This is a genomic window from Lacibacter sp. H375, assembly GCF_037892425.1.
GTDB lineage: Bacteria > Bacteroidota > Bacteroidia > Chitinophagales > Chitinophagaceae > Lacibacter.
On the sequence record NZ_JBBKTT010000001.1, the window covers coordinates 1,612,935 to 1,626,681 of the forward strand.

Genomic DNA, 13,747 nt, shown 5'->3' on the forward strand with positions numbered 1-13,747 from the left:
CAAATTCCAAAACCCCAATTCCGGCTACGAGGGTTCCTTTCTATTTAATTAATAGTATTAAATTAAAGAATATTCAAGACCTGTTCTTTGGCTTTTTCCAGTTCATCTTTCATGAGCACCACCAGTTTCTGGATGCCGGAGTCGTAGGCTTTGGCACCGGTGGTATTAATTTCACGACCAATTTCCTGCAACACAAAACCGAGTTTCTTTCCTTTTGATTCGTCAGCTTCTTTCAGGATATTGAGGAAATAGTCGCAATGGTTGCGCAAACGCACCTGCTCTTCGCTAATGTCGATCTTTTCAATGTAGTAGATCATCTCCTGCTCAAGTCTGTTTACATCATAATTCTCTTTTCCTACCTGCTCTTCCATCTTGCGACGGAGTTCTTCTTTCATTTTATGTTGACGAAGCGGTTCAAGTTCAGAAATTTTTTCCTGGTAGGCGAGTATATTATTAATACGTTCGATGAGATCTTTTTCTAAAGCCGCACCTTCAAGCAGGCGGTGCTTATTAATAGCATCGATCGCATTTTGCAGCGTTTGTTTGAACTGCCCGTATTGATCTTCGCTTAAAATATCGGTGTTGGGAACAACCACATCAGGCAAACGTAACATTGCTGCCAACACATATTCACTCAACCCGATATTTAAATCATCCGCCACTTCTTTCAATGGCTGAAAATAAGCTTTGGCCATTTCCTTATTAATGGTGATGGCGCCATTGCCTCCGTTTTGCTTTAATAAGATATTGCAATCGATCGTACCACGCATCAGTTGCTCCGACAATATTGTACGGATCGCAAACTCATATGGTTTTAATAAGGGAGTAATTTTTAAATTGAGTTCAAACTGTTTTCCGTTGAGAGATTTTATTTCAACCAGGAATGTTTTATCGCCGGCGGCCTCTTCGGTTCTTCCAAAACCGGTCATTGATTTAAGCATAGCTTATTTTTAAGCAATGTAAAGAATTTCGTTTGTTCGGGGTGATTTAATTAAAACAAGCTTGTGTAGTAGTATAACGACAGGAAAAATTTTTAAACAGATTGTTGCGTTATAAAAAATGAAAGTGAGTGAAAAATAAAAAGCCCGGAAGACACCGAGCTTTTATGATGGATGGGTTAGTAAGTACCAGGAAATTTCTTTCCCTGCACAATATTAAAAATAATTTCTCCGATATAAAAAATTTTTCAAAAAAATTTTATTCACATTTTAAGTTTGCGTGTGGAAAAGGGCTATGCATTTTTGAAGCAGTTAAAGATAAAAATGAATGTAATAGTAACGTTGAATTTTCATACAATCAACAAACTAAAACTACGTCATAAAAAAACAATTCTTCTGAAATGCTGTATTGGCAATAGTTTCAGCAAAGTGAAAAATCAATCGTTTTGTTTTGACAATAATTGCTGATGAATAAATTCATCTTTTGTTGAAGATAAAACAGATCGTTTTATGGTCTTTAAAAACAGCAAAAAACGCAAAAAAATTTTTTGAAAAAAGTTTTCCCGAAGGGTTGTTTTTCCGGTTTTGCAGTTCTTTTTTGGTTGTTTCATGTGTTTTTTGTTCTTGTTTTTTATTCGCCGGATAATATTCGCCAGTGAACATTTCGGTTGGTATCAACATTTGTAATGGCTCATTTCTTGGTTTGTTGCTGCAAACTGAAACATATTACCTTTGGCAAAAATCAATGTATGAAGTTTCCTTCTCCGGTTCCTGTGCAATGGATTGCTGAACTGATTGGTGCAGTTGTTACAGGGAATAAAAATGGATTAGCAACAGGTATTAATGAAATACACAAAGTGGAAGAAGGCGATCTTGTGTTTGTTGATCATCCAAAATATTATGATAAATGCATTCAATCGGCAGCAAGTTTTATTATCATCAATAAAGAGACTGCAGTGCCTGATGGAAAGGCATTGTTGGTTTGCGAACAGCCGTTTGAAGCTTATTTAAAAATTGTTCGTCATTTTCGTCCTTTTACTCCTTCTAATAAATTGATCAGCGATACAGCTGTTATTGGCGAAGGAACAGTTATTATGCCCGGTGCGTTTGTTGGTAATCATGTAACGATCGGTACGAACTGCGTAATTCATCCCAATGTTTCTATTTATGATCATACAGTAATTGGTAACAACGTAATTCTGCATGCAGGAACAGTGATTGGCAGCGATGCATTTTATTTCAACACCAAAAAGAACCGTGATGTGTGGTATAAAAAAATGGAAAGCTGTGGCAGAGTGATCATTGAAGATGATGTGGAAATGGGGTCGTGCTGCACCATTGATAAAGGCGTAACACATGATACAGTGATTGGCCGTGGTACCAAGTTCGATAACCAGGTGCATATTGGACACGATACTGTGATTGGTAAAAATTGTTTGTTTGCCGCACAAGTAGGTGTGGCCGGTGCGGTTGAAATAAAAGATGGTGTGGTGTTATGGGGACAGGCAGGTGTAAGTAAGACGTTAACCATTGGCGAGAATGCTGTTGTGTTTGCACAAAGTGGTGTGCCTTCTTCTATTGAAGGAAACAAATCATATTTCGGTACACCGGTAGATGATGCCTTGCAAAAAAGAAAGGAACTGGTTTGGGTAAAACGTATTCCTGAATTATGGGAAAAAGTAAAACGCCTTGAAGAGAAGGAATAACTTTTCTAAAGATCTTAAAAAATCAGAACTGGCTGTTACTCCTCCGGCCAATAATCATACGGCAATTGATCAGCTAAATTTTTCCATGCCCAGTAACCACTGTTGATCACTTCGTGTTGTTCGTAAAAGAAACCATTTTCCGTAATCACAAATCCATTGAGCAGTTCAAGTGTTGAGAGTTGTTCTTTCGCACTTAACGGATATTTGTTGGCAACCAGGTATTCTTTTTCCATTGGTTGTAAAGTGTAAACGATCCGGTATTTTCCAAACAGGTTGATTTCTTTGTCTACACTGTCCACTAAAACATATACAGCAGAATCGTATGGATTTTCAACCGAACGGATCTTTGGTTTGGCGTTTATGGTGTCGTTATAAATATGTTCGATCACAAAACCATTGTCAGCTAATGTGCTGTCGTAATAACAACGCATAAAATGTAAGCGTGAACCTAAGTATGCTTTCTCTCTGTTCTTTAGCCAAACGGTTTTTTGATCAGCTGTTGAATCGAGCTCAGTATAAAATGCAACCCCTGCATAAGCACTGAACTTTGTATTGTAATCATAAATAAACGAATCGAGCTGATAGCTTATGCGGTAACCCAATGCATAATTCATTACCACAACAGGTTCTTCAGCTTTTACTTTTAGTACATTCCTTTTGCGGGAGAAATAGAATTTAAGTACATCCGGATTTTCGATAGTACATTGTTTGGCAAAAGGTGTGCTGCCAATAAAATAATCGGAAAGTTGTTTTCCGTATTTCGTCCAGCCATCTTTTACTTCAGTGCTGGCCTGTATCACTACTTCTTCCAATTTCTTTTCTTTCTTCTTTAAGATGATATTAAGTTCGCTGCTGTTGTCTTGTGATGAACTGATACGCACACTCTCACTTTCATAACCGGTGTATGTAATAACAAGGTTATGTCCACCCGCTGGTAACTCCATTCTAAATTCGCCTTCTTTATTGGTGATCGTTCCTTTGGTGGTGTTTTGACAAAGTACGGATGCGCCTTCAAGCGGAAGCCTCGTGCTATCATCCACAACTTTTCCTTTGATATAGAAATAGGATTGTGCTGAAACGTTAAATGAAATAAGGGCAAGGATAATGGAAAGGATTGTTTTCATAAATGATCTTTCATTGAGATGGATAAAAATAAACAATTTTCAGGCCGTAAAGAAGTTTTGGAGAAACGGGCCGCATTAAACAAACATCATCCAACTTCAATCACTGTTTTATTGGCGATTATATGGTAAAGCTTGATCGTAAGTGCCATGAACAACATTTTGGCATTGGCATTACGCTCAATATGATAGGCAGCTTCATCGAGTTGTTTCGTAATGGCTTGTTGCTGACTGATGTCGCAAAGCTTGTTTAAACGGATGGCAAAATCTTTTTCAGCACCGGTGAGTGGCAAATGGTCTTCACCCATTGTACGAAGACGAATGCTTTGCTCAAGTAGGTGAGTAAAATAGCGTAGGAATTGTTTTTGTTTTTCACGACCAACTGCACTGATCACATCAACCCATTTTACCTGTGCAATCGGGCCACTCTTTAACACAGCGTTCAGCCATTCTCTCAACAACGATTGCCAGTCTTCTTCTGCATGTTGAATCAATTGCAATGCTTCCCTATAATTGCCTTCGCTTACACCGGCAATTTGCATGGCTTGCTCTTCGCTGAGTTTACTACGTTGAACCAATGCCGTTGCAGTATCTCTTAGATCAATTGGCGGAATACGAACAGTCTGGCAACGACTGATGATCGTTGGCAACACGAGGCTTTCATTTTCTGCAACTAAGATAAATAAGGTATTAGCAGGAGGCTCTTCAATCAGTTTTAATAATTTATTGCCTTCGTTGCCGAGATATTCAGGCATCCACAACAAGAGTATTTTGTATTCACTTTCAAAACTTTTAAGGTTGAGTTTGCGGATGATATCAGCACATTCAGCAGCAGTGATATTTCCCTGTTTGTTTTCTGCTCCTATGAATTGCAGCCAATCATATACATTGCCGTAAGGATATAGTTTAATGAACTCACGCCATTCCGAAATATAATCGGTACTCACAGGCTTATCGCCACTCTTTCTTGGAATAACGGGGTAACTATAATGTATATCTGGATGAATGTATTGTTCTGCCAACTCTGCGCCATGCGATGAAGCTGAAGCAACTGGCTCATCGCCAAATAAACCGGCAGTTACAGCAACGGGTTTGTTTTTTTCACTTTGTGTTACCACATAAGAACTGAAGGCGAGTGCCAGCGGCAAAGCGCCACTTCCTTCTTTACCAATGAACAGCAATGCATGGCTGAGGCGGTTGTTATCCACCATTTCCTGCAGTTGCTGGATCACATGTTGCTGTCCAATGATGTGGGAGAATTGCATGGGGCGAAGATAGGATTTGCAGAAAATAAAAAAGCAGAAGTAATTACTCCTGCTTTTTTATACTGAAAATTTATTCTTTTACAATTTACTTGTTATCTCTTCGCTCAATGGTAAAACTTTACTTGGGAAATAGGCAATCAGTTCGCCTTTCTCATTCAAAAGAAATTTGTTGAAATTCCATTTTACTTCAGCATCCAGCACGCCATTTTTGTCTTTGCTGGTAAGCCATTGGTAAAGGGGATGAATATCATCGCCTTTCACACTGATCTTTGCTGCCATTGGGAAAGTAACCTTGTATGTACTGCTGCAGAATTCTTTGATCTCGGCATTAGTGCCGGGTTCCTGCCCGCCAAAATTATTTGCAGGGAAACCAATGATCACAAGTTTGCTTTTATACTGTTGGTAAAGTTTCTCCAACGCCTCATACTGGGGGGTGTTACCACACTTCGATGCAGTATTTACAATAAGGATCTTTTTCCCTTTGTACTTGGAAAAATCAATAACACCACCTTCCAAAGCTTCTACTTTAAAACTGTAAACTGTCGGAGGGGCACTAACTGCTTTTTTCTCATTAATCGTAAAAGCAAACGAAACAAATACCACAAGGGCAAGAAGTAAACGTATCATATAATTCAATTGTTTTAATGAATAACAGTAAACCGGTAATTCTGTTCAAAGATCATGCGAATTGGGGGATTTTGATCTTCCTCTCATCAAATTTGTGAAAGGTTATTGTTTTTCGTAACAACCCAGATCGGGCAAACCAACTCTTGCCAACCCGTTAAAGTCAGTAGCAAGCGGGGTAATTATTCCTTTATTAATAGCAGGGGAGCCATTTTTCAGCCTGAAATCGTAAATACGGCGCACCACATCCACGCTGTCGAACTGTGGGTTCATATTCCGCAACACATTATTGAAAGTGGTATTTGATGGATCTGCTTTTGCTCTGAACAGGACATTATTCAACGTAACGTTCGCTGCAGCCGTGCCTTCTTTCTGCACCACAATTTCATTATCAACAAATCCTTCATCGCCCCAAACAATACTATTTGTAAATACTGCAGTAAGTGCTGATGTGTAAATTGTATTGTTCTGTTTTACAAAATTGGTTGCTGTGAGTGCCGGGTTTTTGTGTTGCACAAATGAATTGGATGCAGATACAACCGTGCAATGATTGAACTGGTAACTACCACCATAGATCAATGCAACGTTCGTTCCGCAATTGCTGATAAGACAGTTGTTGGCTACCACACTACTGTTCACAGCAAACAGACCAATGTCATAAATATTATCAAGCACACAATTGTTCAACCTGAGTTTAGGATTTGCATTTGAAGAAGGTTGCTCTACCACAATTCCCTGGTAGGCATTTTTAATATAAGTATAGGTCAATTGATTATCGATGCTGCTTCCACGGAAATAAATGCCGGGCCATGCTCCGGGATAATCACGGTAAGGGTCATCTAAACGGTTACTGCGAAAAACAACACTGTCGGTTTTTGTACCATTAATGATGAGTGTACCATCTACAATAAAAGGTGCATCTGCATTTAAATGAATTCTTGTTCCTTGCTGAATTGTGAGTACTGCATTTGTATCAACAATTATTCCGCCGAGTATCACGTAGGGCTTATCTTTTGTCCAGTTGATATTCCCTTGCAGAATGGTACTACGGATATAATTTGCATTTTGCCCCCACGCTTCCAGTTGTTTAAATGTTGTGTTACCGTTCCATTGCAGTTTAATACTGTCACGCATAACAAAGGGTTGATTATCGGCATTAGGGTTCACATTCACACGCACAAACACATACATACTATCGTTTCCGGCAATTTCAATATTGGTAAACTGTGTTCCCTGGCTTCCGTCAACATTCATTTTAAAGGCTGACGCATTGCCGCCCATGAGCTGCACATTACTGATGTTGATCTTTTGCTTGTTTTCATTTTTGATGAGGAAATATTGTGTAACAGATCCTGCAGTTGTAAACACGGTATCAAAACGCAAACTGTCGTTACCAATGCTCAGTTTTGCTTCGGTACTGTTGGTAAATGATTCCTTTTTGCAGCCAATGGCCATGGCAAGTGAAAGGATAAGCAGTATGGGTAAGTAGTTTCTCACAGTTGTAAAAATAAGCATCCGTATTGGAAAGATGGTATTGTGCAGTTGTTAAACTTGTTTTTTGTTTTAATCGTCACTCGACCAGCCGAGTGTGGCAATGCTGAGTTTCACATTATCTGTTTCTTTTATTACAAGACCACAAGCTTCAAGCGTTGCGCCTGTAGTAACAACATCATCAACCAACAATACATGTTTTTGTTGCAGAGCAGTGGCATCGCTTACTTCAAAGCTGCCATCAACATTTAGCAATCGTTCAGTACGTCCTTTTTTTGTTTGAGTATCGGTGTATCGCTTGCGAAGCACTACATTGTTTAGAACAGGAACATTCAGTATTTCGGCAATACCATTACATAAGATCGTTGCCTGATTATAACCACGCTTTTTTTCTTTTGATGGATAAAGTGGCAGAGGAATCATTGCATCAACAGTGTTAAAGCGATTGCTTTTTTGCAGCTGTAAGCCCAGCCATTGACCAAGTTGATGACCAACGTCGATGTTGCCATTGTATTTAAGTTGATGGATCAATCGCTGCAACACAGAATTTTTGCTGAAATAATAACCGGCAGTCGCCTGCTCAACATCTAATCGGCCATAAAATATCTTTTCAATTGGGTTGCCGGGTAATGCTGCGTAGTTTGTTTCAGGAAGATTGGTGTAACAATGGATGCAGATCGATTGATCGTTTTCCAGCAAATCACTTCCACAACCGGCGCAGTTATGTGGATAGAGCAGATGAATAAAATCGTTGAATAATTTACGGGTGTTTATCATGAAAGTAAGATAAAGCGCTGCCGCAAAATATGCAAGTGATGACGCAGAGTTTTGTATTTACCTACAGCTTTTATTGAAACAAATACTGATACAGTTCTTCCACCTTGCTCATAGTGATCACTTCAATGTTGTACTTCTGCAACAACTTTTTTTCATTCTCCTTCCGCTGACCAAGATTGTATTTGCTGATGATGATCTTTTCGAAACCTAGTTTCTCAGCTTCTGCAATCCGTTGATCGATGCGGTTAACAGCCCTGATCTCTCCACTTAAACCAACTTCACCTGCAAAACAAATGTGCGGGTTCAGCGGCACATCTTCATAACTCGACAGTAGTGAACATAAAACTGCAAGATCGATTGAAGGATCTTCAACTTTCAAACCACCAGCAATATTTAAAAACACATCCTTCATGCCGAAATGAAAGCCGCCACGCTTTTCTAGTACTGCCAATAGTAATTGCAAACGCCTTAAATCAAAACCACTTACTGTTCGTTGCGGAGTACCATATACACTTTGTGTTACTAATGCCTGCACTTCAATTAGCAAAGGCCGCATTCCTTCCATTGTTGCAGCAATAGCAATACCGCTTAGCTGATCTTCTTTTTGCGTGATGAGAATTTCACTGGGGTTAATAACGGGCCGCATACCTGTTTCAGTCATTTCATAAATGCCAAGTTCGGATGTTGAACCAAAACGGTTTTTCATAGTACGGAGAATACGATATGCATAATGACGATCACCTTCAAACTGCAAGACCGTATCAACCATGTGTTCCAAGATTTTTGGTCCGGCAATATTTCCGTCTTTTGTAATATGCCCAATGAGAAATACAGGTGTGTTGGTTTCTTTTGCAAAGCGTTGCAACTCCGCCGCAGTTTCACGAATTTGTGAAATACTGCCGGGTCCGCTTTCTATATAAGGTGTTTGTAACGTTTGAATGGAGTCAATAATAACAACCTGCGGTTTCAGTTTTTTTATTTCCTGGAAGATGGTGTTGGTTGATGTTTCGGTAAGCAAATAAAAATCTTCGTTGCTCATGTGCAAACGATCTGCACGCATTTTAATTTGTTGTTCGCTTTCTTCACCACTTACATATAGCGTTACAATATTTTTTAAATGCAAACCTATTTGTAAGAATAACGTTGATTTTCCAATACCCGGTTCACCAGCAATTAAAACAATACTTCCCGGTACAATGCCACCACCGAGCACACGATTTAATTCTGCATCTTCTGTAACAATTCTTTTTTCTTCACTGCTTTTTACGTTGCTCAAGGAAATTGTTTTCATTTCACCGTTACCGGCACTTTCTTTCCAGCTTTGTTTTTGCGGATTGTTTTTATCTTTTGTAATTAATTCTTCAACAAACGTATTCCATTCATTACACGATGGACATTTACCTATCCACTTTGCTGATTCGTATCCACAATTCTGACAAAAAAAAGATGTTTTGATTTTACTCATGTGTTCAAATATCGATCGTATAAAAGTGCATTAAAAAAAATGATCAGTAAGAAATTATTTTTTTGAATATGCGTGATCAAAAAAGAATGATGAAAAAGAAAAATTCAGCAGAAATGAAATGTAGAAAAGCGAGAAGTTGCTACAAAGTAAAAGGGCTGGAATTTCTTCCAACCCTTTGTACTTACTAACCCATTAAATTCTGTTGCTAAATTACAAATTGCCGCCACATTACAAAATTATTTTTGGCCGATGTGCATAAATTCTAAGCAACTGTGTTACCAAAATAATTCGCCTGACAATGTGCATAAATCCTATTTAATACACTAATAATCAATTTCTTATAGTAATCTGTTTTCAGATAACGTGCTTCTCTTTTGCTTACGGCAACATGTAAACGTAACTCCCTCTGTCAAAACGACTTAGCCCGAACTTTTCTACGTAAAAATTTGGCAAAAAAATATTTTGGAAACTAATTTGAGGGGTACTTGTTATTAAATTTTAAATGGATTATGACACCAGGAATTTTATTGATCTCTCTTCTTTTTATGGGGATAGGTTTTTTAGTGCAAATGAGGTTAAAATCCAAGTTTAAGCACTACAGCCAGCAACCCCTCATGAGCGGTTTAAGTGGTAAAGAAGTAGCCGAAAAAATGTTGAAAGAAAATGGCATTTATGATGTGCAGGTGGTTTCTGTTGATGGCTTCCTCAGCGACCACTATAACCCCATGAATAAAACAGTAAACCTCAGCCCGGACGTATATAATGGACGGTCGATTGCCTCAGCCGCAGTTTCGGCCCACGAAGTAGGCCATGCAGTACAGCACGCCACTGCCTATCAATGGCTTATGCTGCGTTCAAGGTTGGTGCCCATTGTGCAGGTAAGCACCACGCTTTCCCAATGGATATTGGCTATTGGTGTCGGCATCCTGGGCTTTGGAGGTGGTAACCCAACTGTATTATTAATTGGTATTCTGCTATTTGCAGCTACCACAGTGTTCTCACTCATCACCCTTCCTGTAGAGTTTGATGCCAGTAACCGAGCGCTTGCCTGGCTGGAGCGAACCAATGCCACAACTGCCCAAGAACACCCCGGTGCCAAAGATGCGTTGAAGTGGGCAGCCACTACCTATGTTGTTGCAGCCATCGCATCAATTGTAACACTGGTGCAGTACATTTTAATATATATGAGCAGACGGGATTAAGTATCTCCTAAAACAAAATTAAGAGCCGACATTTTGATCATTACGGGCTCTTTTTGTCTTTTTGGAAGAGAATCACTAAATATTGAAATATATGCAGCAGGCCAGGTTTTTTTGATGTCTGTTAAACAGGAAAATTTTTGTTAATTTTTTTCCCATATTTTCGAAACCAAAATAACTATCACATGAGAAAAATGCTAGGATTGGCAATAGTCTTTCTATTGTCTTTGTGTCAGCTTTGGGCACAAACTAAGGAAGTAACAGGTAAAGTGGTTGATAGCAAAGATGGCAATCCTATTGCCGGAGCTACGATCAGTGTAAATGGAAGATCAGTCGGAGTAACATCTGCTACCGGAGAATTTTCAGTAAAAGTTCCCGCAGGTACTCGTAAACTCGAGATTTCTTCAATTGGGTTTAGTGATATCGAAGTAACCATTGGGGATGGCCCAGTTACTGTTTCAATGTCTCAAGGAGAATCAAAAAGTATTTCCGAAGTAGTTGTAACAGGTTATACAACCTTGCAGCGTAAGAAGTTTTCAGGAGCAACTGTAAACATATCTCCTACAGAAGTAAGAAAACAGCCATTCGGTTCTTTTGATCAGGCATTTCAAGGGCAAGCAGCAGGTGTTTCTGTGGCTGCCAATAGCGGTCAGCCAGGTGCAAACGCCGTTGTTCGAATTCGGGGTAATGGTTCAATCACAGGCGGTAACGTCCCACTTTATATTATGGATGGTATCGAGATCAATGCTGCCGATTTTGCATCGTTGAACCAAGGTGATTTTGATCGTGTGGAAATCTTGAAAGATGCGGTGGCAACGGCACAATACGGTTCACGTGGGGCCAATGGCGTTATTGTTATCACAACTCGAAGAGGTCGAGCAGGTCAAATTCAGCTAAATTATGATGCACAGGTCGGATTTAGTGATTTACCTAAAGACAGATTGGTTTTGATGAACAGCAAAGAGAAAATTGATTATGAATTGCAGCGTGGCAATCCTTATGGTTGGACTCCAGCCGAAGCTGACAGCCTTCGTAATGTGAATTTTAGCTGGAGGGATGCATTGTTTCAAACCGGTATTACACACCAGCATCAGCTAAGTGCTTCTGGTGGTTCAGCTGCTTCACGTTTTTTTGCTTCTTTATCATATATGGATCAGGAAGGGATCGTTAAAACAACTGGGTTAAAACGTTATACAGCACGAATTAACGTTGACAATACGATCAAAAACTTCCGTTTCGGAATGAATTTACAGGCTGGTTTTTCAAGGATAACCGGTACATCTGAAGCAAATACATTTCTTAGTACTCCGTTGAATGCAATTCGGTGGTCTAATCCTTATGAAAGAGCGTATGATCCAACAACGGGCGATTTTCAACAATTCGGTGGCCCAGGTTATTTGATCTCGGGGCAACCAAACGGCGCTATGGAATTGTTCCTTGACTATAATTATTCAAATCAAATCAAAGGTGTTGCATCCTCTTATTTGGAGTATCATTTTCCCTTCCTTAAAGGTCTTTCTGCAAGAACCAATTGGGGTGTTGACTATACAAATAATGAGTCAGCAGCTTTTAATGATCCCCGCACTGCAGGAGCTCAGGCGAGAAATGGTTCTCTTGGAAGAGCCTCTGGATACAATTTTCGATATACCGGAACTACATCAGTTAATTATAAACAGACTTTCGGTAAGCACGAAGTAGAGGGAGGGTTATTTACGGAAGTTGTAAAAAACCAATCTCGTAGCTTTGGTTTTACTGCCTACGGATTTACTAACGGCTTCAGAAACGAAGCGGGTATTACGCAAGGTAGTGCAGCGAATCCTCTTTATATTCCTGCAGTTTCGGGCGGTGGTTCTCGGAATGGCCTCTTATCATATTTCGGAATTTTTAACTATGGGTACGATGACAAATACTATGTGACACTCGTTGGCCGTCGTGATGGGTCATCACGTTTTGGTGTAAACAATCGGTTTGCCAATTTTGGGTCTGCAGGTATTACCTGGTCTGTTACAAACGAAGATTTCATGGAAAACGTGAACTTCTTCAATGATTTACGCTTAAGAGCTAGCATTGGTACAAATGGTAATAATCAAACCGCAGCAGGCGATTTTGTTACACCACAATTTGGTGCCATTTCTTATGCAGGTATAGGTGGATGGGCTCCTTCATCTCCAGGCAACCTTGATTATAAATGGGAGACCAACCGCACTATTAATGTAGGGGTCGATTTCGCAATATTGAAGCGTAGGCTTAGTGGGACTGTTGAATTATATGATCGCAAAACAACGGATTTGTTTGCAAACAATTTTATCGACCCACAAAATTCCGGATTTGCTAGTATTCCTAGTAATTTTGGTAGCCTTCGCAACCGTGGTATTGAGGTTACACTCCGTGGTGAAATATTTAATTCCAAAGATTTCAACTGGACAATTACAGGCAACATTACCTATAATCAAAACAGAATTCTTGATTTGATTCAAGACTCAGTAGTTTCAGGTATAACAATTTTGAAAGAGGGTAAACCTTTGAATACTTTATTCCTGGTAGAGTATGCAGGTGTAAATCCTGCCAATGGCAACGCACAATACATCAACAAGTTTGACAAGAGCGTTTCAATGGGTTATAGCACTAGCTGGAAGAATTATTTTGGAACATCAGATGCTCCATGGTTTGGTGGTATTACCAGCAGTTGGTCTTACAAAGGCTTCGATCTGAGTGCTCAAATCAACTTCTTCCTTGATCGTGTTCAATATAATAACGATCAAAATAACCTCACTAACCCACAATATTATTGGGATAATATGCACGTAGAGGTGTTAAAAGAATGGCGTCAACCAGGCGATATAACAGATGTTCCAAGACCATCAGCAGGTGCTACTGCACTCGGTCCTGCAAACCCGTATCGTTCTGAAACGACCCGTTTCTTGGAAGATGCAAGTTTCTGGCGTCTTCGTAACGTAACACTTGGCTACACATTCGATTCTAAACTATTAGCGAAAGCAAAAATGCGTTCTGCAAGAATTTTTATTCAAGGACAGAACTGGTGGACAGCAACTAAATTCCAAAGCTTTGATCCTGAAACAACTGGCGCGTCATTGACAGGTGCTCAATACCCTGCTTTGATACAAACTACAGTTGGCTTGAACATTGGATTTTAATAAACC

Annotated in this window: 10 protein-coding genes; 3 read left to right on the top strand and 7 right to left on the bottom strand. The window is 39.5% G+C overall.

Annotation, left to right across the window (positions count from 1 at the left end; translation table 11 throughout):
- Positions 1 to 62: 62 nt before the first annotated feature.
- The gene (locus tag WG954_RS07110) at positions 63 to 941 is read right to left on the bottom strand and encodes a YicC/YloC family endoribonuclease (protein ID WP_340434964.1); all 879 of its coding nucleotides are present in this window, start codon (positions 939 to 941) and stop codon (positions 63 to 65) included.
- Between the two features lie 746 nt (positions 942 to 1,687).
- On the opposite strand from WG954_RS07110, the gene WG954_RS07115 reads away from it, so the two are divergent.
- Positions 1,688 to 2,644 (top strand): UDP-3-O-(3-hydroxymyristoyl)glucosamine N-acyltransferase, encoded by a 957-nt coding sequence (locus WG954_RS07115; protein WP_340434966.1) that lies wholly within the window; start codon positions 1,688 to 1,690, stop codon positions 2,642 to 2,644.
- 35 nt (positions 2,645 to 2,679) lie between these two features.
- Here the strand turns inward: WG954_RS07115 and WG954_RS07120 are convergent, their stop codons facing one another.
- The 6 genes from WG954_RS07120 to radA form a co-directional block, all read right to left on the bottom strand.
- Positions 2,680 to 3,768, bottom strand: a complete 1,089-nt coding sequence (locus WG954_RS07120; RefSeq protein ID WP_340434968.1) for a carboxypeptidase-like regulatory domain-containing protein — start codon at positions 3,766 to 3,768, stop codon at positions 2,680 to 2,682.
- An 86-nt stretch (positions 3,769 to 3,854) separates the two neighbouring features.
- Positions 3,855 to 5,030 (bottom strand): DNA polymerase III subunit, encoded by a 1,176-nt coding sequence (locus WG954_RS07125; RefSeq protein ID WP_340434970.1) that lies wholly within the window; start codon positions 5,028 to 5,030, stop codon positions 3,855 to 3,857.
- A gap of 78 nt (positions 5,031 to 5,108) precedes the next feature.
- Complete coding sequence (locus WG954_RS07130) at positions 5,109 to 5,657, bottom strand: glutathione peroxidase (RefSeq protein WP_340434972.1); 549 nt, start codon at positions 5,655 to 5,657, stop codon at positions 5,109 to 5,111.
- Positions 5,658 to 5,759: 102 nt separating this feature from the next.
- Entirely contained in the window at positions 5,760 to 7,151 is a 1,392-nt protein-coding gene (locus WG954_RS07135; RefSeq protein ID WP_340434974.1) for a beta-helix domain-containing protein, read from the bottom strand.
- Between the two features lie 66 nt (positions 7,152 to 7,217).
- Positions 7,218 to 7,922: a ComF family protein gene (locus tag WG954_RS07140; protein WP_340434976.1), complete on the bottom strand. Its 705-nt coding sequence runs from the start codon at positions 7,920 to 7,922 to the stop codon at positions 7,218 to 7,220.
- Positions 7,923 to 7,992: 70 nt separating this feature from the next.
- A complete protein-coding gene (radA, locus tag WG954_RS07145) occupies positions 7,993 to 9,387 on the bottom strand; it encodes a DNA repair protein RadA (protein WP_340434978.1) in 1,395 nt (464 codons plus the stop codon).
- A gap of 509 nt (positions 9,388 to 9,896) precedes the next feature.
- Between radA and WG954_RS07150 the strand changes: the two genes are divergently transcribed.
- Both WG954_RS07150 and WG954_RS07155 read left to right on the top strand, forming a co-directional pair.
- On the top strand, positions 9,897 to 10,589 hold the full coding sequence (locus WG954_RS07150) for a zinc metallopeptidase (RefSeq protein WP_340434980.1): 693 nt from the start codon (positions 9,897 to 9,899) through the stop codon (positions 10,587 to 10,589).
- A gap of 182 nt (positions 10,590 to 10,771) precedes the next feature.
- Positions 10,772 to 13,741 carry a SusC/RagA family TonB-linked outer membrane protein gene (locus WG954_RS07155; protein ID WP_340434982.1) on the top strand — a complete coding sequence of 990 codons (2,970 nt, stop codon included), beginning with the start codon at positions 10,772 to 10,774 and terminating at the stop codon, positions 13,739 to 13,741.
- Positions 13,742 to 13,747: the final 6 nt, after the last annotated feature.